The organism is Pseudomonas antarctica, assembly GCF_001647715.1.
GTDB lineage: Bacteria > Pseudomonadota > Gammaproteobacteria > Pseudomonadales > Pseudomonadaceae > Aquipseudomonas > Aquipseudomonas antarctica_A.
This window is the reverse complement of the sequence record NZ_CP015600.1, coordinates 3,289,675-3,315,199: the sequence shown is the minus strand read 5'-3', so window position 1 is coordinate 3,315,199 and position 25,525 is coordinate 3,289,675. Positions and strand designations below refer to the sequence as shown.

20 protein-coding genes are annotated in these 25,525 nt (G+C 59.2%); 11 read left to right on the top strand and 9 right to left on the bottom strand.

Annotation, left to right across the window (positions count from 1 at the left end):
• Nucleotides 1-51: 51 nt before the first annotated feature.
• Nucleotides 52-1,023: a helix-turn-helix transcriptional regulator gene (locus tag A7J50_RS14920; RefSeq protein ID WP_064452501.1), complete on the bottom strand. Its 972-nt coding sequence runs from the start codon at nucleotides 1,021-1,023 to the stop codon at nucleotides 52-54.
• 229 nt (nucleotides 1,024-1,252) lie between these two features.
• On the opposite strand from A7J50_RS14920, the gene A7J50_RS14915 reads away from it, so the two are divergent.
• The gene (locus A7J50_RS14915; RefSeq protein WP_064452500.1) at nucleotides 1,253-1,765 is read left to right on the top strand and encodes a GNAT family N-acetyltransferase; all 513 of its coding nucleotides are present in this window, start codon (nucleotides 1,253-1,255) and stop codon (nucleotides 1,763-1,765) included.
• On the opposite strand, the gene A7J50_RS14910 is transcribed toward A7J50_RS14915, so the two are convergent.
• Nucleotides 1,762-2,454, bottom strand: a complete 693-nt coding sequence (locus A7J50_RS14910) for an aspartate/glutamate racemase family protein (protein ID WP_064452499.1) — start codon at nucleotides 2,452-2,454, stop codon at nucleotides 1,762-1,764. The genes A7J50_RS14915 and A7J50_RS14910 overlap by 4 nt on opposite strands.
• Nucleotides 2,455-2,617: 163 nt before the next feature.
• Between A7J50_RS14910 and A7J50_RS14905 the strand changes: the two genes are divergently transcribed.
• Complete coding sequence (locus tag A7J50_RS14905) at nucleotides 2,618-3,112, top strand: hypothetical protein (RefSeq protein ID WP_064452498.1); 495 nt, start codon at nucleotides 2,618-2,620, stop codon at nucleotides 3,110-3,112.
• A 69-nt stretch (nucleotides 3,113-3,181) separates the two neighbouring features.
• Nucleotides 3,182-3,853 carry a DUF3313 domain-containing protein gene (locus tag A7J50_RS14900; RefSeq protein WP_064452497.1) on the top strand — a complete coding sequence of 224 codons (672 nt, stop codon included), beginning with the start codon at nucleotides 3,182-3,184 and terminating at the stop codon, nucleotides 3,851-3,853.
• Between the two features lie 111 nt (nucleotides 3,854-3,964).
• On the opposite strand, the gene A7J50_RS14895 is transcribed toward A7J50_RS14900, so the two are convergent.
• From A7J50_RS14895 to A7J50_RS14885, 3 genes are all read right to left on the bottom strand, one after another.
• Nucleotides 3,965-5,359, bottom strand: coding sequence for a DUF1254 domain-containing protein (locus tag A7J50_RS14895; protein WP_064452496.1), 1,395 nt, complete (start codon nucleotides 5,357-5,359; stop codon nucleotides 3,965-3,967).
• 243 nt (nucleotides 5,360-5,602) lie between these two features.
• Nucleotides 5,603-5,974 (bottom strand): response regulator, encoded by a 372-nt coding sequence (locus tag A7J50_RS14890; protein WP_064452495.1) that lies wholly within the window; start codon nucleotides 5,972-5,974, stop codon nucleotides 5,603-5,605.
• Nucleotides 5,975-6,191: 217 nt separating this feature from the next.
• A complete protein-coding gene (locus A7J50_RS14885) occupies nucleotides 6,192-9,446 on the bottom strand; it encodes a hypothetical protein (RefSeq protein WP_064452494.1) in 3,255 nt (1,084 codons plus the stop codon).
• 276 nt (nucleotides 9,447-9,722) lie between these two features.
• Here A7J50_RS14885 and A7J50_RS14880 point away from each other — a divergent pair, with 276 nt between their 5' ends.
• The 5 genes from A7J50_RS14880 to A7J50_RS14860 all read left to right on the top strand — a co-directional run bounded on the left by A7J50_RS14880 (nucleotide 9,723) and on the right by A7J50_RS14860 (nucleotide 16,290).
• Nucleotides 9,723-13,220, top strand: a complete 3,498-nt coding sequence (locus tag A7J50_RS14880; protein WP_064452493.1) for a response regulator — start codon at nucleotides 9,723-9,725, stop codon at nucleotides 13,218-13,220.
• Nucleotides 13,221-14,051, top strand: coding sequence for a CheR family methyltransferase (locus A7J50_RS14875; protein ID WP_208604435.1), 831 nt, complete (start codon nucleotides 13,221-13,223; stop codon nucleotides 14,049-14,051).
• The gene (locus A7J50_RS14870) at nucleotides 14,048-14,647 is read left to right on the top strand and encodes a chemotaxis protein CheB (RefSeq protein ID WP_064452492.1); all 600 of its coding nucleotides are present in this window, start codon (nucleotides 14,048-14,050) and stop codon (nucleotides 14,645-14,647) included. The genes A7J50_RS14875 and A7J50_RS14870 overlap by 4 nt, the downstream gene beginning before the upstream one ends.
• Nucleotides 14,641-15,834 carry a hybrid sensor histidine kinase/response regulator gene (locus A7J50_RS14865; RefSeq protein WP_064452491.1) on the top strand — a complete coding sequence of 398 codons (1,194 nt, stop codon included), beginning with the start codon at nucleotides 14,641-14,643 and terminating at the stop codon, nucleotides 15,832-15,834. Before A7J50_RS14870 ends, A7J50_RS14865 begins: the two co-directional genes overlap by 7 nt.
• A 78-nt stretch (nucleotides 15,835-15,912) precedes the next feature.
• Nucleotides 15,913-16,290, top strand: a complete 378-nt coding sequence (locus A7J50_RS14860) for a response regulator (RefSeq protein WP_003217591.1) — start codon at nucleotides 15,913-15,915, stop codon at nucleotides 16,288-16,290.
• Between the two features lie 25 nt (nucleotides 16,291-16,315).
• Here A7J50_RS14860 and A7J50_RS14855 read toward each other — a convergent pair whose 3' ends face one another.
• The 4 genes from A7J50_RS14855 to A7J50_RS14840 form a co-directional block, all read right to left on the bottom strand.
• Nucleotides 16,316-17,986: an ATP-binding protein gene (locus A7J50_RS14855; protein ID WP_064452490.1), complete on the bottom strand. Its 1,671-nt coding sequence runs from the start codon at nucleotides 17,984-17,986 to the stop codon at nucleotides 16,316-16,318.
• Nucleotides 17,983-19,485 (bottom strand): ATPase domain-containing protein, encoded by a 1,503-nt coding sequence (locus tag A7J50_RS14850; protein WP_064452489.1) that lies wholly within the window; start codon nucleotides 19,483-19,485, stop codon nucleotides 17,983-17,985. The genes A7J50_RS14855 and A7J50_RS14850 overlap by 4 nt, the downstream gene beginning before the upstream one ends.
• 143 nt (nucleotides 19,486-19,628) lie before the next feature.
• Nucleotides 19,629-20,687: a HEAT repeat domain-containing protein gene (locus A7J50_RS14845; protein ID WP_064452488.1), complete on the bottom strand. Its 1,059-nt coding sequence runs from the start codon at nucleotides 20,685-20,687 to the stop codon at nucleotides 19,629-19,631.
• 76 nt (nucleotides 20,688-20,763) lie between these two features.
• Nucleotides 20,764-21,657, bottom strand: a complete 894-nt coding sequence (locus tag A7J50_RS14840; RefSeq protein WP_064452487.1) for a bestrophin family protein — start codon at nucleotides 21,655-21,657, stop codon at nucleotides 20,764-20,766.
• A gap of 223 nt (nucleotides 21,658-21,880) precedes the next feature.
• On the opposite strand from A7J50_RS14840, the gene A7J50_RS14835 reads away from it, so the two are divergent.
• Genes A7J50_RS14835 through A7J50_RS14825 form a run of 3 tightly spaced genes read left to right on the top strand, consistent with a single transcriptional unit; the run spans nucleotide 21,881 to nucleotide 25,516 of the window.
• Nucleotides 21,881-23,530, top strand: a complete 1,650-nt coding sequence (locus A7J50_RS14835) for an AMP-binding protein (RefSeq protein WP_064452486.1) — start codon at nucleotides 21,881-21,883, stop codon at nucleotides 23,528-23,530.
• Nucleotides 23,531-23,551: 21 nt separating this feature from the next.
• The gene (locus tag A7J50_RS14830; protein WP_064452485.1) at nucleotides 23,552-24,319 is read left to right on the top strand and encodes an SDR family NAD(P)-dependent oxidoreductase; all 768 of its coding nucleotides are present in this window, start codon (nucleotides 23,552-23,554) and stop codon (nucleotides 24,317-24,319) included.
• A gap of 12 nt (nucleotides 24,320-24,331) precedes the next feature.
• Nucleotides 24,332-25,516 carry an acetyl-CoA C-acyltransferase gene (locus A7J50_RS14825; RefSeq protein WP_064452484.1) on the top strand — a complete coding sequence of 395 codons (1,185 nt, stop codon included), beginning with the start codon at nucleotides 24,332-24,334 and terminating at the stop codon, nucleotides 25,514-25,516.
• Nucleotides 25,517-25,525: the final 9 nt, after the last annotated feature.

Here is a 25,525-nt window from a genome sequence, read left to right as displayed (position 1 = left end):
CCCGTGACCGTCAAAACGACAGTGCAAAACGCTGCGATAAACCGGTGTAGATCAGTCGGGTGGGGCGTGCACCAAGTGCGCTATACGCGCCTTGTCCTTGACGCCGAGCTTGGTGTAGATACCGCGAATATGATGGCGTACGGTATTGGGCGACAGGCCAAGGTCGCGGGCGACTTCCTTATAGGTCTTGCCCTCGCCAAAGCCTTGGGCGACGTCGTTTTCCCTTGGGCTGAGCTGGGGCAGGGCGCGGTTGATGCGCGCCGCCAGCAGAAACTGATCGCCCACCGCCGAAACCTCAATGTGGATCTGCTTGCCCTCGTAGCCGCGCTCATCCAGGGCCACCGGCAGGGTAGGGCCGCTCCATTGCGGCCATTCACTGAGCAGTAAATCGGTAAAGCCGCGCTCGGCGCACTGCAGGACGCCGCGCGGGCCGCACACCGCCAGCGCGAGATTGCGTGGGCTTGTGAGCGTTTCGCGCATGGCCACCAGGGTGCGGATCTGGTTCGCCGAAACCGCCGCCACCAAGTGAAGCATCAGGTTGTTGAGCAGCAGGCAGTCCTGCTCGTTGAATTTCGCAGCCGCAGGCTTGCGGTACAAGGTCAGGTGATCGCTCAGACAAGTGAGCGGGTCGACATGGATGACGCACAACAACTCGCCGATCCCGTGCCGTTCGCCGAGCCAATTCAAGCCGGCGCCGCTGGCGCAGTCGCGCATGTCGATGATGACGGCCTGGCCTGGCGCCGCATGTACCTGCTTGATCGTCACATCCATATGGCGGATCGATTGCCAGTCGTCCAAATAACCCGGCGGCAACTGGTACAGATAGCTGCTGTGCTCTTCCGGCAAGCCTCCTATCAGCGCCGCGCGCCCCCACCAGGCGCTGTCAAACGCCAGTAACTGGCTGATATGCGTCAGTGCATGCTGCTGAAAATGTTCGATGTCCTGGTGCTGGGCAAGTCGCTGCAAATCCAGGGTCAGGGTGCTGAAGGCCTGTAACAGGCCCGAGGGATCAAGACGATTCATGGGCGTTCCTCTGTGGGACTTTTTTTGTTGTTTTCGTCACAGGGTTAAAGGCCGAAACGTTGGATTGACGTGGCAGGGCCTGCGCCAAGTATCCGCGCTGCCGGGTGCGATCGCTATCGTACAGATGCAGGATACAGCCGGTTGATTTGCGGGAGGATTCCGGGCTCGTCAGAGAAGCTGGTTTGCCCCTACACTGGCCTGCCACTTGTCTTTCAAAGGATGAAACACAATGCACACGCCTGAACCCCACATCGTGATCCAGCGCTTTACCGAAGCCCACCTTGAAGGTGTGGCTGCGCTCTATAACGAACCGGCTGTGTGTCGTCAGGTGCTGCAAATGCCTTTTCAGTCGATCGAGGCCTGGCGCAAGCGGTTGGTGATGGATAACGAGCGCCGGCTACAGCTGGTGGCGATGCATGGCGGCGAGGTGATTGGTCAGCTCGGCATGGAACAGTACCTGCGCGTACGCCAGAGCCACGTCGGTTCGTTCGGCATGGGCGTGGCGACGGCCTGGCAGGGCAAGGGTGTGGGTTCCAGGTTGTTGACGGCCGCGCTGGATGTGGCCGACAACTGGATGAACCTGCACCGCGTGGAACTCACGGTGTACGCCGACAACGAGGCGGCGCATAACCTGTACCGCAAGTTCGGCTTCGAAGTTGAAGGTCGGTTGCGCGATTACGCCCTGCGTGACGGTGTCTTTGTCGACACCCTTAGCATGGCGCGCCTGCGCAAATCGGCTTAATCCTCCAGCGCAAACGCCACCGCGGCCTGCGCATGCAGCTCGGTGGTGTCCAGCAGCGGCAGGTCGCTGTGTTCAGGCTTGATCAGCAGGCCGATTTCCGTGCACCCGAGGATGATGGCCTGGGCACCCCGTGCGGCCAGGGTGGCGATTACGCGCTGATAGACCTGGCGCGAAGCCTGGTTGATCACCCCGACACACAACTCCTCATAGATGATCCGGTGCACGGCCTGGCGTTCGTCCGCGTCGGGCACCAGCACGGTCAAGCCCTGGGCGGCCAGGCGCGCTTTGAGAAAATCCTGTTCCATGGTGAACGCGGTGCCCAGCAGGCCGACCGTCAGCGTGCCGCGCTCAACGGCCGCTGCCCCGGCGGCATCGGCAATATGCAGAAACGGAATCGACACCGCCGCTTCAATGCGCGGCGCCACCAAATGCATGGTGTTGGTACACAGCACCACACACTCGGCACCGCCGGCTTGCAGGCGGCGCGCGGCATCTTCCAGAATCAGCGCGGTGTCATCCCAGCGGCCGGCATGCTGAGCCTGTTCCATCGGGCCGAAATCCACGCTGTACATCAACAATTGCGCAGAGCGCAGTGGGCCAAGTTGGTCGCGCACGCGTTGGTTGATGATGCGGTAATACTCGGCGCTGGACTCCCAGCTCATGCCGCCGATTAGGCCAATGGTACGCATGCGAAGCTCCTGACAAGGAATGTCGCGTTACCTTACTCACCGCCTGCGGATTAGTCATATGCAGTTACCCGCTAAATGACCGGAGCAGTTTTAAGCCATACGGCGAGCCGCCACTTCTGCCATGATCCTACTTCGCAACCTGGCTCACCCAAGGAAATCTGCAATGGACGATGTACAGCAACTGGGCGAGATGCTTCGTCATTACGCCGATAGCGAAGCGCACAAGAAACAGCAATTCGACGTGCAGTCGGCGCGCTGGGCGCAAAAGCTCGGTGAGTTGTTCGGGCAGATTGAACAGTGGCTGGAGCCGGTCAAGACCGTCGGCCTGCTGGACGTCCATCGCGAAGCGTATGTCGCCAGCAGCCCGAGCCTGCCGGTCGAGAGTTCGACCTTCAAGACCGAGAAACTTACCGTGCAGATCACCGGCAAAGCCGTTGAGTTCGTGCCGGAAGTCATGGGCGCATGCGGCTTGATTTCCGTCTCGGTGATAGGCCTGACCGCTGCTCGGCACGGCAGTATCTCGCTGGTGCTACCGCCGGATAAACAGGACTGGCTGTGGAAGAAAACCAACGGCCTGAAAGACCCGGACACCTTCGCCTTCGACGCCAACTTCCTGGCCGCGCAGTTACAAAGCCTGATCCCGCGCGAACGCGGCTGAGCAAACTCCTTCAGCATTGGCTATACATAGGGCTCGTTGTTTCAATGATGGTCGCCAGGGAGTTCAATGATGAAACTAAGGCTAATGGTCAGTGCGCTGTGCGTCGCTACTATCGCAGTGTCCGGGTGTGCCTCAAAGACGCCCCAGCCGGACGAGTATTCCGGTTTTCTCTCGGACTACAGCCAACTTAAAGAGGCCAAGTCGCCATCGGGCGCCGAGGTGATGCGCTGGGTCGATCCCAACCTGGACCTCAAGCGCTACACCGCGGTGTACATCGAACCCACCCAGTTCTATCCCAAACCCCAGGCCACCGCCAAAATTCCGGCCAGCACCCTGAACGGTATCAACAGTTACTACACCGCAGCGCTCAAGCGCGAGCTGAGCAAGTCAATGCAGGTGGCCAATGCCCCCGGCCCGGGCGTGATCGTGCTGCGCGCAGCCATTACCGCCGTGAGCAGCAAGACCGAAAGCCTCAAGCCTTACGAGTACATTCCCGTGGCCTTGGTGGTGGCGGCGGTGAGTACCGGAGCCGGTATTCGTGATCAGGAGACGACACTGGGCACTGAGGCGCAGTTTCTGGATGGCGCGACTGGCAAGGTGCTCGCACAGGTGGTTCGCAAAGGCACCGGCAAGCCCTTGTCCAACGACGCTCAAGTGATGAAGGCGGATGACGTTAAAGGCGTCATCGATGGCTGGGCGTCGGACGTGTATCAGTCTTATGTGAAGCTGAAAAACCGCTGAGGGTTCGACGCATTCCCTGCGCCAGAGTTGTTATAGCGGGGCAGGGCGGCGCACTTATCATCGAGGAGGGACGTACCCGGCCGAATCGAGGTTTCGGCCGGGCACCGGGTGTTACTTGAGCGGTGTCAGCGGTGGTAACTGCCATTGAGTCGCGTCAGGCTTGGGCAGGTAAATCCGCAGTACGGCATAAAACGGACCGGGCGGGGCCGGCAACCAGTTGTTCTGTTCGGCTTTGGGCGGCTCGTGGTGCTGTAATGCCAGGGTCAGGCCGCCGTCGGCGTCCAGCTTGAGGTCGGGCAGCATCCGCGAATTGATCTGGTAGCGTTTCTTGAGGTTGGGCGCCAGCAGCTTGGTCTTGGCGTCGTACATGGTCAGCGACCAGAACGCATCGGCCGGCGGCAATTGATCCTTGTCGAAGTGCACGGTGTAGCTGTGGCGTGCGCCGTTGGCCGGCTTGCCTTCGCTGTCAACGGCGTAGTTCAGGTAAATGGCTTCGTCAGGGGAGTTGCCGAAAATCCCCAGATCGGCCCCGGCGTAGCGGTACAGGTAATTGTTTTTCAGGCGATCGCGGCTGCCGTACAGGTCACTGCTGGACACTTGATGAGTGTCGATCTTGTCCTTTTTGAATGCCGCAAACTCAGCCCGGCCATCGGCAATGCCATCTTCCAGCGCCTTGCGCTGTTCGACGGTCAATGCCTTGACCTTGAACGGCGCGCCAGGGGCGATACCGATCTTGGCAAAGCGTGCCAACAGGTCTTTTTCGCTGTCCTGGGGCGCGGCAAACGCCAGCATGAAGTTCAGGTAGCGAAACAGCTGCGGGCCTTCGGTCATGGTCGCCGTAGGCTTGGGCCATTCGATCTTCGGCACCGGAGCCGGTGCAGGCTGTTTTACATAGCTGCTCAGCGACTGCACTTTGTAGCCGTTCTGAATCTGCTTGACCTTGTTCAGGTCCTTGTCGTCCAACAATTGCGTGCGATACAAGGCGTAGGCGATGTTGCTTTCGCTATAGACCACTCGGTCGATGTCAACCGGCTGCTGACCCTTCCAGTCCGGGCCGGCGATCATGTAGTGGCCGCCATTGTTGCCGGTGCTGCGGGTGCCCAGGTACGCCATGTTCTGCGTATAAAGGTCGATCAACTGCACCGAGTAGTAACGGTTGTCTTCGATCTTCGGCAGGGTCAGTACCAGAGGTTCTTTGCGCAGGTCCATCCACACGAACGAGTAGGGCGTGTCTGCGTTCGGGGTGGCGAACGCCGTGTCCTTGGGCGTGAAGACCTGGGCGGTATTAGCGATATGGTTGAACGGCGCCTTGAATTTGGCACCGCCTTTATCAACGGCCTGGGTGTAAAGCCTCTTGTACATTGCCACTACCGGGTAGCCATATAAGTAGGCTTCCTTGGCAATGGCCCGGGCTTCGGCAGGGGTTGCCGTAAAATCGGCCCAGGCGCCGGTACTCATGAGAATCGAGAGGCTCGCCAACAGCAGGCGCGTCGGTTTTCCAATCATGTTGTTGCGTCCTTCCAGAGTGCTTTATAAAGGGCGTGGGATCAAAGTGCTGAGTGTCCAGCTTTATTGGCCGAACGTCACGTTAATCCCTGCAAACAAGGTGAACTGAGACTATAGCCGTCATGCGGGTCAGGGCAGGTGTTGAGGCGTAGAGCAGCCCTCGCAATAGCCGCGATGGGCCGATGATGTTCGCCAGGGCTACAAAAATGAGGAGCGTGCTGCCGCGAATGGGCAGCGTCAACGTCAGTTCAGACGATCAGCCAGCATCGATTTGACCTTGTCGCGCAGTTGATCGATAGAGAATGGCTTGCCGATCACCTGCATGCCGGGCGGCACATCGATACTGTCGGCATAGCCGCTGGCAAACAGGATTGGCAGAGCAGGGCGCAGCTCACGCACCTTCTGCGCCAAGTCTTTTCCATTCATATCAGGCAGGCCGACATCGGTCATCATCAGGTCGATCACCTGATCGGTGTTTTCCACGATCACCAGGGCTGCTTCCCCGTCCGCCGCTTCTACTACCGTGAACTCCAATTCTTCGAGTACATCGACGATCAGCATGCGCACGATGGCGTCGTCTTCGACTACAAGGAGGGTGGAGGGGGCAGCGGACATAGGGAAAATTCCTGATGAGTTGGAAGTGCAGGCCTTTAGTCATTTAACGACCGTTCTCATTCCTGAGTCCTGTCGATCGAGGTAAGTTCCCCCGACATCAAAACATTGTGCCGCTAATGGGCTGCAATGTCCCGCCCTGCGAGTCAGCGCCCTTGCCCAAAGCCAAGTGAACGCCCGGTAAGTGCAGCAGGCCGGGCGTTCATTTCAAGCCTGTCGATCAAGTGAGATCGTCGTAATCGTCGAAATCAAAATTCGAGGGTTGGCTGTTTTTTCGAGGAAGCTCAATGTCAGGACGCTCGATCCTGTCGCCCGTGTAAGGGGCTCGAGGCGGCTTGGAAGTGGTCGCAATACCCTGAGCGTCAAAACGAACCGGGTTGTAGTTTGGACTGTGTGTGTAGATACCTCGACCGTCCGCATTGATGCCGGTCATGGTGTACTTAACGACCTCGTGCTTTTGTCCAATGAGGGTGTCATCAATATAATCCCGCTGGCGGGCTTTATTCGTGAATACCCGCGCAGCCAGATCGTCCACTGCAGAATTATTGACCTGCATAATTCCCTCGAATCCTTCAACGGGTTTCTTGGTGAGTTTGGCAAACTGCGCGGCAAATGATTGGCCGCCGCCGGTGCCGGAAAAGCACATGGTTAACCGAATTTCGCTGTATTTGCTCAGGTTAACGTTCTGTGCTTTGAGTAGATCACGTAACTCATTAGGGGTTATGTGCGTGCCATTCACCGCCATGACTGCGGAGTTATGCCCTGCAGGTACAATGCCATGGGCATCCAGCGTCAGGCGAAGGCCCCGTTTTGTCTGGTCTGCGGACATGCCCAGGCCGGTACCCAGTATCTTGAACTCTTGCATCGCGCCACCCATGGCTATGCTTTGGGCCGTAAACACGGGAAGCGGCGGGCCATAGGGGCGGCCATTGACGGGGTTGTAGGCATACCATTTGCCATCGCTCAGTACTGCACCGCCTTCGAAGGTATTTTCTGCAACTTTGTAGGTGCCCGTTGCAACGACACCATTGCTTTTACTGGCTGCCTTGAGCAGATCGTAACTGCCGTCCGCCCCCTTGAGGGTGCTGACACCTTTTTGAATCAGTTTTGCGGCGCCCACTACCAAATCGCCCAGACCGCTGAGTGGATTGAGTGCCTCAACCGCGGCCACGCCAATGAACTTGACCGTTTTCACGGCCTTGGTGGCTGCGTGTAGGCCTGTACCCAAGATTTTTGTGGCTTGTGCGGCCTTACCCGCGCCAAGTGTGACCAGTCCAACGACGTCAAAGAACAGGTCAAATAACCCCTCACCGATCTTGTGATTTTGGAAATTGACGATGGCAGACCGAAGCGGAATCAGGTTGAGAAAGAACTCACCAATCGCCGCGTTCAACGAACGGTTTTTGTCAAACGACGTCACGCCCTTGGCGTGGTTCAGGAGATCCTCGTTATCCAGTGCGAGCGATTTGACGAAGACATCGGCGATAAACGAAGTGCGGTCTGAGGTATAGCTGTCGGGGATCGCAGGAGGGTTCTTTATCTCGTCGGCGTGCGTGCCGGCGTAAGGGGGGGCAAAAAGTTTCGTACGGGATACGATATTTGCATTTCGTTTATCCAGTTTTTCACCACTGTAAGGCTCGGTGAACTTACTTTTCAGGTGGTTCGCTTTCTCAAAGGTTCCCTTACTGGTATCAAGGTAATAAATATTCACCTCACCCGCGCGAGTGGTTTTTACATGCAGCGTATTCCCCCGTTTTGCCAGCGCGAGCGGCGACGTGAAATCCATGTCCACCTTGTAGTCATTGGTGTGGAAGAACTCGAGTTTGCCGGAATCGAGGTTCCTGCGATCGTCCAGTGACAATGTCGAGGTCAGGTACTTCACCATCTCGTGGTGCCCATCGGCTTGGGCTCTTAAGGTGTTTTTATACTCATCTTTGAATAGACGGGCGGCCTGAAAGTTATCGGACTGGACATAGGCGTTGAAACGACTGATCGGAACGCTGGTGTCGTCGGTGACCCAGCTGTGATTTTTTTCGAGCCTTTCACCTTCCATTGCGATGTCGAGCATGGAACGCCGCTCGGGGAAAACGAAGGGCGCCTGACTGCTGTTCTTGTGGAGGAGTTTCAAGACTTTGGCTTCAAAAACCGCTGGATCAACCCCCGGGAATTCCGCTTTAAGGCAGTTGAGCGCGATCTCCTTTCGACTGGGCCAAGGTGTCTGCATCAACGAAGAAGCGTTGGTCAATGCTTTCAACTGATTGTTATAGGCATTCCTGACCTTCTCGATTTCGGGCTCCGAAGGTTGGGTGCCGAAGAGATCCAACATGCCACTGACCACGCCCCAATTTCTCAGGGCTTCGCGCTGGGCAGATTGAACTGCATAGCTGTCGGTCGGCATGGATTCTGCGGCGGCAATAACCTCGGCATAGGTCATGTTTGGTACCCGACCAGGCGTCTGCGCTTCGATCTTGGCTACTGCAAGGGTCAGTTGCGTCCAGACGGTGCTGCCGTACGTCACAGTGGGCGGGATATCTTTGATGAGAAATTGTGGGTAACTGCGGGCTAACAGAAGGTGCGTTGCGAGTTTAACGGTGGTCGCTGTCGCTTTGCTGTTGGCAACAAGTTGATCGCTCACGGATTTAACCGCCAGCGAGGGGGACGCGCCCCAGTACGAGGAGTCATGCAAAACAACACCGGCTACCTTGTTACGCTCGGGATGCCTACTGGACGCCTGATCGAGTCCAAGATGAATGGCGGCCAATACATAGTCGTAAATACTGATGTCCGATGACGCGCCATTCAGATGCGTTTGCAGCGCTTTCCCCAGTGCCTGGCCCTTGGGTGAGTCGATTAGTTTTTGTAGCGCCAGGGCGGGGTTGTGCAGGTCGCTTGACGTCAGCGAACTGCCCCTCAACAAGTAACCAAGGGTGCTGTCGCCATCTCTGGGCAGCGGTAAGCCAGGCAGCCCCGTGTTGTGTGAGTGGAGGAAGTTCACGATGCGGGTCTGGTCTTGTTGCGATATCGGCATTGGCCAGGACAGCGCGCCACCGAAATCTCCCAGAGGATGCAATGAGGCCTTTTGCTCCAGCTTTTGCGCCAACGCAGTGAATTCATCCGCAGTACGCGGCAGGTCATAACCGAGGTCAGTAATGACGCTGGTAAACGTTTGAGGCGTGGTCTGGGCTGAGGCTTTGGACGAATGCTCATGCAGCCGCAGTGTGTTTTTGTTCAACCAGTCTGAAGCTAAGAAGCCGTCTTTAACCCAGGGAACAATCCCCCGCAGCCTGCTGGCCAGGTTTTTCAGGTTTTCCTGGTCAGCGAGAAGTCGCTGCAAGGAACTGGTAGTGGGCGCCTGAACGGTGGCAGTGGTCGTTGTTGAAGTGCTTGAGGCGTTTTGCGTTTTAACGTCAGGCTCTGTGACAGTGTGGTTGTGAGAGGTGACGACTGGCTGCAGTGCAGCGTGGGTGATGCTCATGTGAATTACCTTGGTGGGTCAGAAAAGACGCCTTCCAAAAGATCTTCCGTGTTCCTGAGGCGCAATCTTGAGTGCGAAAACCTTGTAGGTCCGTTCCGCTGAAGTCCCAGTCATCTGTTTTAAGGTGTGTAAATGAGTTGAAGAAACCAGCCGAAATCACCTTGAAATGCACGTGCAGTGAGTAGGCTATTGCTTCAAATCAACGCAGAAACGTAGCCCTTGGCCCTGGTATTCGGGCAAACTCCCCCTTTTTCCGCACTTGGCCAAGGCATGCCCATGACTCCCGCTTCGTCTGTCGATGAAAAGAGCTTCCGTAAACTCCTGAGCCGAAACGTGGCCTTGCCTCTGGGCGTGGGCGTGCTCAGCGCGGCTTTTTTTGTCGTTTTGATCACCTATCTGTTGTCGGTGATCCAGTGGGTGGAGCACACCGATCGGGTCATCAATAACCTCAATGAGTCGTCCAAATTGACGGTTGACCTGGAAACCGGCTTGCGGGGTTTCCTGATTACCGGCGATGAGCATTTCCTCGACCCGTATGAAGTGGCAAAGCCGCGCATCATTGGCGATTTACGTAATCTGCAGGAGCTGGTTGCGGATAACCCGCAACAAGTGGATCGCCTTAAACGCCTGGAGTCGATGCAGGCCGAGTGGAACAAGTACGCCCAATCGATGATCGACCTGCAGCGCCAGAGCGGGGATTACCGCGGGGCGGTCAAGTCCGGCCGGGGCAAGAGCCTGACCGACGCCATTCGCCAGGAATATGCAGATGCGGTGGATATGGAGCAGCAGTTCCGTGTCACCCGCAACGCAGATGTCACCCGCACAACAGTGGTCAGCGTGAGCCTGTACCTGGCCTTTGTGCTCGGCCTAAGCGGTTTTTTGGCGTACAGCGGCAGGAAGAATTTAGTATCCTTATCAGATAGTTACAGCGCAAACCTCGCGTCACAACAGAAGATCGCCCGGCGCCTGGAACAGCAGGCTTGGTTACGCAACGGTCAAACCGAGCTGGCCGAACAAGTGCTGGGGCAACTCAGCGTGAATTTGCTGGGGCGCAACATCCTGCATTTCTTCGCCCAGTACATGGGCTCGGTCGTGGCTGCGCTGTATGTGCGTGAAGAGCACGGCGGCCTCAGACGTGTTGCCACGTATGGCTTCTCCCGTGAACAGGAGCAGCAGGAACAGTCGATCTACAGTGACGAGGGCATCGTTGGGCAGGCCGCCCAGCTCGATCGCCTGATTCGCCTGGACGATGTGCCGGTGGATTACTTCAAGGTCAGTTCGGGCCTGGGCGAAGGCTCAACCCGCAGTGTGCTGGTGATGCCGACCAGCGACGACGACCGTGTCAACGGCGTCATCGAACTGGGCTTCCTGCGCCCGCTGGAAGAGCGTGATGTCGAATTGCTGGAATTGATTGCCGGCAATATTGGCACGTCCATCGAAGCTGCCCGTTATCGCCAGCGCCTGCAAGAAGTGCTGGCCGAGACCCAGCAACTCAACGAAGAGCTGCAAGTGCAGCAGGAAGAGCTCAAGACCGCCAACGAAGAGCTGGAAGAGCAGTCGCGCATTCTCAAGGAATCCCAGGCTCACCTGGAAACCCAGCAGGCCGAGCTTGAGCAGACCAACGAGCAGTTGGCCGCGCAGACGCAAACCCTGGCCGAGCAGCGCGATGCCATGGACCGCAAAAACGTCGAGCTGAACCGCGCCCAGATCGAACTGGAAGACCGCGCAGATGAATTGCAGCGCTCCAGCAAGTACAAGTCCGAGTTCCTCGCCAACATGTCCCATGAGTTGCGCACACCGCTGAACAGCTCGCTGATTCTGGCCAAGCTGCTGGCGGAGAACCCTCAGGAAAACCTCAGCGCAGAACAAGTCAAGTTCGCCGAATCCATCTATTCGGCCGGTAATGACTTGCTTAACCTGATCAACGACATCCTCGACATTTCCAAGGTAGAAGCCGGCAAACTGGAGGTGCGCCCGGAAAACTCCAGCGTCGCGCGGCTGGTCGATGGCTTGCGTGTCATGTTCGAACCGCTGACCGCCGACCGCAAGCTGGGCTTCCAGGTTGAGGTACAGGCAGACTCACCGACGATGCTGTTTACCGACCGCCAGCGTCTGGAGCAGATCCTCAAGAACCTGCTGTCCAACGCCGTCAAGTTCACTGAGCAAGGTGAGGTCAGCCTCTCGGTGTCTCGTGCCGGGGAGGGCGGCATTGCCTTTACCGTGCGGGACTCAGGGATCGGCATTTCGCCGGACCAGCAGGAAAGCATCTTCGAGGCGTTCCGTCAGGCGGATGGCACGACCAACCGCCGTTACGGCGGGACCGGCCTGGGCTTGTCGATCTCGCGTGACCTGGCGACGTTGCTCGGCGGCTATATCAGCGTGACCAGCGAGCCGGGCAAGGGCAGCGTGTTTACCCTGGTGTTGCCGGAGCAGTACGTGGAACACGCGCAGAACGACGCGCCGATCGAGCCGCCACGCCAAGTCGTCGCGGCGCCTGCACCGAAGCCTGTTGTGGTCTCTGTGTTGCCGATTGCCGACGCACAACAGATCCCGCGTTTTGCCGATGATCGCGACAAGGCACCGTTCACCACCCGTTGTATTCTGGTGGTGGAAGACGAACCCAATTTTGCGCGCATCCTGTTCGATCTCGCCCACGAGCTGGGCTACAACTGCCTGGTCGCCCATGGCGCGGACGAAGGCTACAGCCTGGCCGAGGAGTTCATCCCCGACGCCATCCTGTTGGACATGCGCCTGCCCGACCATTCCGGGCTGACCGTGCTGCAACGCCTCAAGGAACACGCCAATACCCGCCACATTCCGGTGCATGTGATCTCTGTGGAAGATCGCGTCGAGGCCGCGATGCACATGGGCGCCATCGGGTATGCGGTCAAACCGACCACCCGCGAAGAGCTCAAGGATGTGTTTGCGCGCCTGGAAGCCAAATTGACCCAGAAGGTCAAACGCGTACTGCTGGTGGAAGACGATGACCTGCAACGCGACAGCATTGCCCGCTTGATCGGCGACGATGACATTGAAATCACCGATGTAGGCTACGCCCAGGCCGCGCTGGACCTGCTGCGCACGAATATTTACGACTGCATGATCATCGACCTCAAACTGCCGGACATGCTCGGCAATGAGCTGCTCAAGCGCATGGCGACCGAAGACATCTGCTCGTTCCCGCCGGTAATCGTCTACACCGGGCGCAACCTGACCCGTGACGAAGAGGCGGAGCTGCGCAAGTATTCGCGCTCGATCATCATCAAAGGCGCGCGCTCACCTGAACGCTTGCTGGACGAAGTGACACTCTTTCTGCACAAAGTCGAATCCCAGCTGTCCCATGACCGCCAGAAGATGCTCAAGACCGCCCGCAGCCGCGACAAGGTCTTTGAAGGTCGCAAGATCCTGTTGGTGGACGACGATGTGCGTAACATCTTCGCCCTGACCAGTGCCCTGGAGCACAAGGGCGCCGTGGTGGTGATCGGGCGTAACGGCCGTGAGGCGATCGACAAACTCAATGAAGTTGACGACGTGGACCTGGTGTTGATGGACGTGATGATGCCGGAAATGGACGGTTACGAGGCTACCACCTTGATCCGCCAGGACCCGCGCTGGAAAAAGCTGCCAATCATTGCAGTGACGGCCAAGGCCATGAAAGACGATCAGGAACGTTGTCTCGCGGCGGGCTCGAACGACTACCTGGCCAAGCCGATCGACCTGGACCGTTTGTTCTCGCTGATTCGCGTATGGCTACCGAAGATGGAACGCATTTAAGTGGAGCGAAGTTTTTTGGATAAAAGCAGCGATATTGAGCTGCGCCTGCTGATCGAGGCGATTTACCTCAAGTACAGCTATGACTTTCGCGACTACTCGGGTGCGTCAGTCAAAAGACGTGTGGCCCACGCCTTACACCAGTTTGGCTGCGCCACTATTTCCGCGCTGCAGGAGCGCGTGCTGCACGACCCCGCCGCGTTCATGCAGTTGCTGCAATTTCTGACGATTCCGGTGAGCGAGATGTTTCGCGACCCGTCGCACTTCCTGGCGATCCGCCAGGAGGTGGTGCCGTTGCTCAAGACCTACCCGTCGATCAAGATCTGGATCGCCGGTTGCAGCACGGGGGAGGAGGTGTACTCCATGGCCATCCTGCTGCGCGAAGAAGGCTTGCTGGAGCGCACGATCATCTATGCAACGGATATCAATCCGGCATCGCTGGAAAAAGCCAAGCAAGGCATCTTCTCCCTGGAGAATGTGCGGGCCTACACCGCCAACTATCAGCAGGCCGGCGGGCAGCGTTCATTTGCCGATTACTACACGGCGGCCTACGATTATGCGATCTTCGACAAGACACTGCGCGAGAACGTCACCTTTGCCGATCACAGCTTGGCAACCGACAGTGTATTCTCAGAAACTCAATTAATTTCATGCCGCAACGTGCTGATTTATTTCAATAAAAAATTACAGGATCGAGCGTTCGGGTTGTTTCATGAGTCGCTGTGCCATCGCGGTTTTCTGGTGCTGGGCAGCAAGGAAACCCTGGATTTTTCCGCTTACAGCAAGCAGTTCGAACCCTTGGTCAAGCAGGAACGGATCTACCGAAAATCATGAGCGACGCCGCAACCAGCCCGATCAGCGGGATTGAAGCCATCGTCGTCGGCGCTTCCGCCGGCGGTGTCGAGGCGTTGCTGAGTATTTTTGGCACGTTGCCCGGTACCTTCAGTGTGCCGATCATTGCCGTATTGCACCTGCCGGATGAGCGCCGTAGCCAGTTGGCCGAAGTCTTTGCACGGCGCCTGCGCATCCCGGTGCAAGAAGCACGAGACAAGGAAGTGATAGTGGCGGGCACCTTGTATTTTGCCGGGCCCGGCTATCACCTGTCGGTGGAAAACGATCGCAGCCTGTCCCTGAGCCAGGAAGACCGCGTACACCATTCCCGACCCGCGATCGATTATTTGTTTGCGTCCGCTGCCGATGCCTATGGCACCGGTTTGATGGCGGTTCTGCTGACGGGCGCCAACCATGATGGCGCGCGCGGCCTTGCCCACGTCAAACAATCGGGTGGCACCACCGTCGTACAAGAACCCACAGAAGCACGCATCGCCGTGATGCCCCTGGCGGCCCTGGCCTTGCATACACCTGATCATATTCTAACGTTGAGCCAGATTGGCTCACTGCTGGCTTCCCTGGAACCTTCCCCATGTTAAGTACTGTCCAGGCCAAACTGCTGATCGTCGATGATCTGCCGGAAAACCTGCTGGCCCTCGAGGCGCTGATCAAGCGCGAGGATCGCCAGGTCTTCAAGGCATTGAGCGCCGACGAGGCCTTGTCACTGTTGCTGGAGCACGAGTTCGCCATGGCGATTCTCGATGTGCAGATGCCCGGCATGAACGGTTTCGAGCTGGCCGAACTGATGCGCGGCACTGAAAAAACCAAGAATATCCCGATTGTGTTCGTCAGCGCTGCCGGCCGTGAACTCAACTATGCCTTCAAAGGCTATGAAAGCGGTGCCGTGGACTTCTTGCACAAACCGCTGGATATCCATGCGGTCAAGAGCAAGGTCAATGTGTTCGTAGACCTGTATCGCCAGAGCAAGGCCATGAAACTGCAGGTGGAAGCCCTGGAGCGCAGCCGCCGTGAGCAGGAACTGTTGCTGACGCGCCTGCAGGCCACCCAGTCCGAGCTGGAGCAGGCGGTGCGCATGCGTGACGACTTCATGTCAATCGTCGCCCACGAAGTGCGTACGCCGCTTAACGGGCTGATCCTGGAGACCCAGCTGCGCAAGATGCACCTGGCGCGTGATAACGCCGCTGCGTTTACGCTGGACAAGATGCACGCGATGGTCGACCGCGATGAGCGCCAGATCCAGAGCCTGATTCGCCTGATCGAAGACATGCTCGACGTGTCGCGCATCCGCACCGGCAAGCTGTCGATTCGCCCGGCGCGTTTCGACCTGACCCAACTGGTGCGTAACCTGGTGCAGAACTTCGCGCCGCAGGTGGCCGCGGCGGGCTCGACCATGGACCTGGAGGCCGAAGAGGGCGTCGTGGGTAATTGGGATGAGTTTCGCATCGAACAGGTGGTGACCAACCTGCTCACCAATGCGTTGCGCTACGGGGCCAAGAGCCCTGTGGCTGTGCGGGTATATACCTCACACGGCGAGGCGCGCGTTGAAGTGCGTGACCATGGCATTGGTATCAGCGAAGACAACCAGAAGCGTATTTTCCAGCAATTCGAGCGTGTCTCGGCCAGCCATGTAGCGGCAGGCCTGGGCTTGGGGTTGTTTATCTCCGAGCAGATCGTGACCGCCCACGGCGGCGCCATCGAGGTCGAAAGCCGCATAGGCGAGGGCGCCTTGTTTCGGGTGTGCCTGCCTCTTGAGGCGTCGGTATGAAATCAATCGTCACCTCGACGCAACCTCTGCGTGACCCCATGGTCGTACTTGCAGCAATTGACCGGACAAAGGCTTCCCATGAGTGAAGATGCACAAGATGTCGTACTGATCGTCGAAGACGACGAATCCATTATGTTCGTGCTGGGTGAATACCTGGCCGGCCTGGGCTACCGGGTATTGAAGGCGATCGATGGGGAGCAGGCCTTTGAAATCCTTGCGACCAAGCCGCACCTGGACCTGATGGTGACGGACTACCGTTTGCCGGGTGGCATTTCCGGTGTGCAGATCGCCGAGCCGGCGATCAAGTTGCGACCGGAACTGAAAGTCATTTTTATCAGCGGCTACCCGCAGGAAATTCTTGACTGCAACAGCCCGATCACGCGCAACGCGCCGATCCTGGCCAAGCCTTTTGACCTGGACACGCTGCAAGAGCATATCCAGCGTTTGCTGGCCTGAAGCTCGCCAGGGCTGCCATGCAGCCCTATTGCTTGATCATCTCCCGCACCTTTTCCGTCAGCAGGTCAAACGTGAACGGTTTGGTGATCAGTTGCATGCCCGGGTCCAGGAAGCCACCTCGCACGGCTGCATGCTCGGCATAGCCGGTGATAAACAGCACTTTCAGCTCCGGGCGCAGTTGCCGCCCGATTTCCGCCAGTTGCCGCCCGTTCATGCCGGGCAGTCCGACATCGCTGATCAACAGGTCAATGCGCTGGTCAGACTCAATGATCGGTACGGCGGTGTTGGCGTCACCTGCTTCCACAAAGGCATACCCCAATTCCGTGAGTACAGCGCTGACCAGCACACGCACGGCGGGGTCGTCTTCGACGATCAATACCGTCTCGCCAGGATTGGCAAACGGCAACAGCGCCGGGTTAACGGCGGCGGCCGTCACCGGCTCACCGATAAAGCGTGGAAGGAACAGGCTGACGGTCGTGCCCTTGCCAACTTCACTGTGGATGATCACATGGCCATGGGATTGCCGGGCGAAGCCATAGATCATCGACAGGCCGAGGCCCGTTCCCTGGCCAATCGGCTTGGTGGTGAAGAAGGGGTCGAAGACGCGACCAATCAGGCTCTCAGGGATACCGCAACCGGTGTCACTCACGCTCAGTTCGACATAATCGCCTGGCATCAACGTGCCGTAGGCGGCGGTGAACACACTGTCGAGGTGGCGGTTGGTGGTCTCCACGATAAGGCTGCCGCCGTTGGGCATGGCATCACGCGCGTTGATCACCAGGTTGAGCAGGGCACTTTCCAGTTGGTTGGGGTCGGCTTCGGCGGTCCACAGCGCGTCGGTCAGGCGCATATCCAGGCTAATGCTTTCGTTGATGCTGCGCTGCAGCAGTTCGCCCATGGAGGCGACCAACTGGTTGATCTCCACGGGCTTGGGATCGAGGGATTGGCGACGGGAGAACGCCAGCAGCCGATGGGTCAGGCCGGCGGCGCGGTTGGCGGAGGTGACACCCAGGTCGATCAGGCTGTCCAGATCATCCAGCTTCCCGCGCGAAACGCGCCTGCGCAGCAGTTCCAGGCTGCCGATGATCCCGGTGAGCATGTTGTTGAAGTCATGGGCGATGCCGCCCGTCAGCTGTCCCACAGCTTCCATTTTTTGCGACTGACGCAGCGCTTCTTCGTTGCTGCGCAACTGCGCCGTGCGCTCTTCGACCTGCTGCTCAAGGGTCTCGAGGGTACGTTGCAGGCGCAGTTCACTCTCGCTCAAGTCGATCAGGCGGTCACGCGCGTCATATTGCCGACGCCGACCGCGCAGGGCCGCGCTCACCAGGCTGATCAGGGTCACGGGATGGAAGGGCCGCTCCAGGAAGGTCACGTTGCCCAGCAGCCCGCTCAGATGGGATGAGCCATTCTGTTCGCTGCCACCATGGTGGGTCATCAGTACGATGGGCAGGTCTGACCAGGCCGGTTGTTCATGCAGGTATTCCAGCAGCGGTTCCAAATCGACACCGCGCAGGGCTTCAGCGGCAATCAACAGCATACCGGCGCCTTGCTCCAGGGCCTCGCAGAGTGCCGTCAGGTTGCCGGCAATCATGCCGCTGTAGCCGGCTTCGTTGAGCATCTTCAGCGCCAGAGAGCTGTCACGGCCCAATGGCGCGAGGATGATTGCGCGTTCGGAGAGGGGGGAAAGACCGGTCACACGCCGTCTTCCTTGAGCAGCGGGGAACCGGCGCCCATATAAGTCGGGATGCCGCGCAGTACGCCTTGGAAATTGTCGAGGGGTTCACCAATAGTCAAGCCACGCGCGCTGATTCGATACTCGCGAATGGTCGACTCATGGGCGCCGGTGCGTTTCTTGATAATCGAAATGGCCCGGCGAACTTTGCCGAGCGCTTCGAAGTAACGCAGCAGAATCACGGTGTCGGCCAGATAGGTAATGTCCACGGGCGCCTGCATATCGCCGACCAGCCCGTGCTGGGCCACCGTCATGAAGGTCGCGGCGCCCCGGCGGTTGAGGTACAGCAGCAGTTCGTGCATATGCAAAATCAGTGAGTTTTCTTCCGGCATTGCGGCCTGGTAGCCGTTGATACTGTCGATCACCACGGTTTTGATCCCGCGCTCGTCGACGCAGCGCCGCACGCGGTGCGAAAACTCGCCAGGAGAAAGCTCGGCTGCGTCCACCTGTTCGATCAGCAGGTTGCCCGTGGCTTGCAGGGCGGCGAGGTCGATGCCCATGTTGTTCATGCGCTCGAACAACAAGCCCAGCTCTTCGTCGAAAATAAACAACGCGGCTTTCTCGCCACGGGCCACGGCGGCTGCGGCAAAGATCATCGAGATCAGGGATTTGCCGGTACCGGCAGGGCCGAGGATCAAGGTGCTGGAGCCGGTCTCGACCCCGCCGCCCATCAAGGCATCCATTTCGCGGATGCCACTGCTCAGGGTCTCACGCACGTAACCACCACGGTGCTCGGCCGCTACCAGGCGGGGGAATACGTGGATGCCGTCGGCCATGATGGTGAAGTCATGGAACCCGCCGCGGTACTTCTGGCCACGGTATTTCACAATCCGCACGCGACGGCGCTCGGCGCCGTAGGTGGGCGTCAATTCTTCCAGGCGAACCACCCCGTGGGCCACGCTGTGTACGGTCTTGTCCAGGGATTCGGTGGTCAGGTCGTCCAGTAACAGCACCGTGGCGTTGTAGCGCACAAAGTAGTGCTTGATCGCCAGGATCTGCCGGCGATAGCGCAGCGAGCTTTGCGCGAGCAGACGGATTTCCGAGAGGCTGTCGATGACCACCCGCGACGGTTTGACCCGTTCCACCTCTTCAAAAATCTGTCGAGTGGCTTCGCCCAGTTCCAGGTCGGAGGAGTACAGCAAGCTTTGTTGGTGATCGGCGTCGAGCAGGCTTTCCGGCGGGGTCAGTTCGAAGATATGGATATTGTCATCCAGGTCCCAGCCATGGGATTCGGCGCCTTGGCGCAACTCCCGTTCGGTTTCGGACAGGGTGATGTACAAGGATCGTTCACCGTTCTTTGCGCCGTCCTGCAGAAAGTGCAGCGCTACGGTGGTTTTACCGGTGCCGGGTTCGCCTTCCAGCAGGAACAGGTGGCTGCGCGAAAGCCCGCCGGAAAGAATGTCGTCAAGACCTTCGATGCCGGTGGCCGCCTTTTCACTGAACAGCTCTTTGGATGTAGACAAGAAGTGCCCTCGGGTCACGTACAAGTAGAGGAGCGCACCGCCTTGGGCGCGCCATATTTACTTGACCGTAGTGGTCCGTGGCGGTTCAACGTTTTGCACAATTTGTACAAGCCTGGCTAAGGCTTACATCTTTTTAGCGCGAGCTACAGGCCTTGCTGCAGGGCGGGATCATCCGGATTTTGTTGCTCAAGTTGGGCGAGTAACACCTGGACGTTCTGCAACTGGCCGCTCTCTTTCCAGTAATTGACCAGCAACACCCGTGCCTTGCGATTGGCCGGGTGGCGCTGAATGATTTCTTCCAGCTGACGCTGGGCCGCTTCCAATTCCTCCTGGGCGTGCAGGGTGGTGGCGAGGTCGTAGCGGTAATCTTGATTGTCCGGTTCAAGCTCTACCGCTTTGGACAAACCGAGCAGGGCATACGGCCGTTCGCCGTGGTGCAAGAGCCACATGCCCAGAGCATGCTGCAAGTAAGCCGACTCGGGATGGGCCGCCAATTGGCGTGCCAGCAACTGACGCGACTCATCGGTTTTGCCTTGTTTGTCCAGTAGCTCGATTTGTGCGACCACGGCCTGCAGATTGTCCGGCTGCAAGCGCATGGCCTGCTCCAGTGCGTTTTGCGCCTCCGGCAGCAAGGCACTGTGGATGTACAGGCGCGCCAGTTGAATCCAGCCTTCAGCCGTTTCGGGCTCGCCCTTGAGCTTTTTCACGAACTCATCCAGCACCTGCTGCAAGGGCCCGAAATACAAACCCAGGGTGTCCGGCGACAGGCCGAGCAAGGCATTCGCGGCGGCAAAGCGCACGTCTTGTTCAGGGTCATCCAGCACAGGGCCGAGCAACAACGTGCGTTGGCCGCTGGGTACCAGGCCGACAATGCTGTGAATGGCCGCCTCGCGGACCAATGGAGACTCGTCGGCCAGGTCTTTATCGGCCAGTTTCAGCGCTTGTGGGCTGGGGTAATTGGGCAGTTCGGCGTGCAACGCAGCGCGACGCTGGGGAGTCAGGTCCGGCCGGCCGAGCTGTTGATACAGCACGCGCGCGGCCCCTGGCTCGCCGTTATGCGCCTGCTTCAAGGCTTTGGAATAGCCGTGGGCAATCGCCGGCGGCACGGCCACTGGACTGGAGCGGGAGAAAAACCAAGTGACCAACACAAGCAACAACAGGGCGCACAGGCCGATGATGGAGTAACGGCGTGACTTTGACATGCAGGCGTCCAAAAGCTGGGGCAGCTATCGCAAAGCCATCAGCTTCGGTCAGACCACGGCGAGTGTCAAACCCGCGTCAGTTCAGCACGTATTCAACCGGCTCCAGCGCCGGTGGCAGGTCGGATTCGCCGAGGGCGGCGAGCAACTCGCGCTCCAGGGTGCGTACGATCGCATTGCACGGCAAGTCGTTTTCGTCAAAACCGAACGGGTCCTCCAGGTCGTCGCCGATTTCATCCAGGCCAAAGAAGGTGTAGCTCACGATGGCGGTGAACAGCGGCGTCAGCCATCCCAATGGCTCGGCCATGGCGAACGGCAGAAGAATGCAGAACAGGTAGATGGTGCGGTGCAGCAGCAGCGTGTAGGGGAAGGGCAGCGGCGTGCTTTTGATGCGCTCACACGACGCTTGCACCTGGCTCAGGCTGACCAGCCGGGTTTCGAGCTGGGTGTAGCGCCATTCGCTGATCACGCCCCGTTCTGCCAGCAGCGAAAATCGCGCGCCCAGTTGTTGCAATACCCTATCGGGCAGGTTGGGGTGCGCCTGCTCGACGCTGATCCAGGGCTTGATGGCCCGGGCCTCATCTTCATGACGCAAGCGCGCGATCAAACCATGGGCAAAGCCGCACAGACCGCGCAACACGCCCGCGCGCTCAGCCGGATCAGCCAGCACCTGGGTTTCGCGAATCAGCGAGCGCACCTCAATGATCATTTGGCCAAGTTGCTTGCGGCCTTCCCACCAGCGGTCGTAGCAGGCGTTGTTGCGAAAACTCATGAAGATCGACAACGACAGCCCGAGCAACGTGAAGGGCGTGGCGTTGACCTTGGAGAAATAGGCCGGGTGCAGGGTTTCCACCAACACGATCACTGAGGCCAGTAACGTGACCAGCAGGCTGCGCAAGGCGATGCGCTTGGCAATCGAGCCCTTGAGGGAAAACAGGATGCCCAGCAGGTTGGGTTTGGGGCGAACGATCATGGAAGGCTTCTGTGGTGGCGCAGGCCATCAGGTTAGAAGCAAGCGCTGGGGGCGTCCAATCACTTGGGCTGACCGGCTGATCAGCGCAATCAATGATTGGCCAAACCAGTCAGCCAAGTTGAAGGCTTTGACCATTGCTGCTGCGCCGCTCCAGAGCGACTATTTCAGCGATTCTTGTCCTCAAAACCGTCATCAAAATAAAAATACAGAAGGATTTGAAGCAATGCGTGAGTACCTGGCTGCCATCACCGAATTCGATTATCAGCACACCGTCGATGCCGCACTGGCCGGCAATCTACAGGCGCTCAATGCCTGCGTGGAATGCTGCGACCGGCACGCGCTACCGGGGCGCATCGCGTTGTTCTGGGAGGGCAAGGACGGGCAGAGCGCCACGTCTACCTTTACCCAATTGCAGGACCAGGCGGCCCGCTTCGCCAATTTCCTGCAGGCCCGGGGCGTCAAACGCGGTGACAAGGTGGCGGGCCTGCTGCCCCGCACGGCTGAATTGCTGGTGGTGGTGTTGGCGACCTGGCGCATCGGCGCGGTCTATCAGCCGTTATTTACTGCGTTTGGCCCCAAGGCTATTGAGCATCGTCTGAGCAGCTCCGCCGCGGCGCTGGTGGTCACCGATGCGGTGAACCGCCCGAAACTGGCTGAGGTGCAGGGTTGCCCAACCATTGTCACGGTCGCGGGTGCCAAGGGTGAAGGCATCGTGCGGGGCGATTACAGTTTCTGGGCCGAATTGCCCAACTATTCCCCGGTGTGCGAGCCGGTGTTGCTGGGCGGCGATGACCCTTTCCTGCTGATGTTCACCTCGGGCACCACCGGCCCGTCGAAAGCGCTGTCGGTGCCGCTCAAGGCGATCGTTGCGTTCCAGCGCTACACCCGTGACGCGGTGGACCTGCGCCCTGAAGATGCGTTCTGGAATGTGGCCGACCCAGGCTGGGCCTACGGTATCTATTTCGGCGTGACCGGGCCGTTGTCCATGGGCCACCCGATCACCTTCTACGATGGCCCCTTCACCCTCGAAAGCACCTGCCGGGTGATCAATAAATACGGGATTACCAACTTGACCGGCTCTCCCACGGCGTATCGCCTGCTGATTGCCGGTGGTGAGCAGTTCGCCCGTTCGATCAAGGGCAAGCTGCGCATCGTCAGCAGCGCCGGCGAGCCGCTGAACCCGGAGGTCATCCGTTGGTTCGCCGATAACCTGGGCGTCACTATTCACGACCACTACGGCCAGACCGAACTGGGCATGGTGCTCTGCAACCACCATGGCCTGGCGCACCCGGTGCACGTCGGCTCGGCCGGTTTTGCCTCACCGGGGCATCGTATCGTGGTGCTGGATGACGATTACCAGGAGTTGCCCGCCGGGCAACCGGGAATCCTGGCCATCGACCGTGAACAATCGCCGATGTGCTGGTTTGCGGGGTATGACGGGGTCAAGACCAAAGCCTTCGTGGGCAAGTACTACCTCAGTGGCGACACCGTCGAGCTGAACCCTGACGCCAGCATCAGTTTTGTCGGGCGCAGTGATGATGTGATCACCACTTCCGGTTACCGCGTGGGGCCGTTCGACGTGGAAAGCGCGCTGGTCGAGCACCCGGCTGTCATCGAGGCTGCGGTGGTCGGTAAACCCTGCCCGGAGCGCACCGAACTGGTGAAAGCGTTTGTGGTGATCAACGAGCAATACCGCGCCACCCCGGAATTGGCCGAAGAGCTGCGCCTGTATGTGCGCCAACGCCTGGCCGCCCATGCCTACCCACGAGAAATCGAATTCGTCAGTGACTTGCCCAAGACCCCGAGCGGCAAGCTGCAGCGCTTTATTTTGCGTAATCAGGAAATCGCCAAGGCCCAAGCGGCACTGGCTTGATCCACTTTTAAGGAAACAATGATGCAGATTGAAAACAAGGTATTCCTGGTCAGCGGCGGTGCCTCGGGCCTCGGCGCGGCCACCGCTGACATGCTCATCGCGGCCGGTGCCAAAGTGATGCTGGTGGACCTGAACGCCGAGGCCGTGGCGGCCAAAGCCCTACAGCTCGGCGAGAACGCCCGCAGTGCGGTGGCAGATATCAGCCAGGAAGCCGCTGCTGAAGCTGCCGTTCACGCCACCGTTGCAGCCTTTGGTGGTTTGCATGGCCTGGTGAATTGCGCCGGTGTCGTACGCGGCGAGAAGATCCTCGGCAAGAACGGCCCCCACGGCCTGGCCAGCTTTGCCCAGGTGATCAACGTCAACCTGATCGGTAGCTTCAACCTGTTGCGCCTGGCTGCTGCGGCAATGGCCGACACCGAGGCGAATGCCGACGGTGAGCGCGGTGTAATCATCAACACTGCATCGGTGGCCGCCTTTGACGGGCAGATCGGCCAGGCGGCGTATGCCGCCTCCAAAGGCGCCATTGCCAGCCTGACCTTGCCCGCCGCGCGCGAATTGGCACGCTATGGCATTCGGGTGATGACCATTGCCCCCGGCATCTTCGAGACGCCAATGATGGCGGGTATGACGCCGGAAGTGCGCGATTCCCTGGCTGCCGGCGTGCCATTTCCGCCGCGCCTGGGCAAACCGTCCGAATACGCTGCGCTGGTGCGGCACATCATTGAAAACAGCATGCTCAATGGCGAGGTGATCCGTCTCGACGGTGCCTTGCGCATGGCGGCCAAATAAGGAGAATTATTCATGAGCGATCCGATTGTCATTGTCAGCGCCGTGCGCACGCCCATGGGCGGTTTCCAGGGCGACCTCAAAGGGCTGACCGCACCGCAACTGGGCGCCGCCGCGATTCGCGCGGCTGTCGAGCGCGCCGGTATTGCGTCCGATGCCGTGGATGAAGTGTTGTTCGGTTGTGTGCTGCCCGCAGGCCTGGGCCAGGCGCCTGCGCGTCAGGCGGCCCTGGGTGCCGGGCTGGACAAGGCCACCCGCTGCACCACGCTGAACAAGATGTGTGGTTCAGGCATGGAAGCGACCATGCTAGCCCACGACGCGTTGTTGGCCGGCAGTGTCGAAGTGGTGATCGCCGGTGGCATGGAGAGTATGTCCAACGCGCCGTACCTGCTCGACCGTGCGCGCAGCGGCTACCGCATGGGCCATGGCAAGGTGCTCGACCATATGTTTCTCGACGGCCTGGAAGATGCGTATGACAAGGGCCGCCTGATGGGCACCTTTGCCGAAGACTGCGCCGAGCACAACGGGTTTACCCGTGAAGCCCAGGACGCGTTCGCCATCGCCTCGCTGACCCGTGCGCAAGCGGCGATTACCGGCGGCAGCTTCGCTGCGGAGATCGTTCCGGTGCAGGTCACCGTTGGTAAAGAGCAAAAAACCATCGTGCATGACGAACAGCCACCCAAAGCCAGGCTGGACAAGATCAGCAGTCTGAAACCGGCGTTTCGTGAAGGCGGCACCGTGACGGCGGCCAACTCCAGTTCGATTTCCGATGGCGCGGCGGCGTTGCTGCTGATGCGCCAGTCCGAGGCGCAAAAGCGCGGTCTCAAGCCGCTGGCGGTGATCCACGGGCATGCTGCATTTGCCGATGAGCCGGGGCTGTTCCCGGTGGCGCCGGTGGGCGCAATTCGCAAGCTGATGAGCAAGACCGGCTGGCACCTGGGCGACGTAGATTTGTTCGAGATCAACGAAGCCTTCGCGGTCGTCAGCCTGGTGACGATGAGCAAGCTGGATATCCCCCACAGCAAGGTCAACATCCACGGCGGCGCCTGTGCCTTGGGGCATCCGATCGGCGCCTCCGGCGCGCGCATTCTGGTGACCTTGCTCTCGGCCCTGCGCCAGAAAGGCCTCAAGCGTGGCGTTGCCGCCATCTGCATCGGCGGTGGTGAAGCCACGGCCATGGCCGTCGAATGTCTGTATTAAGGACTCAAC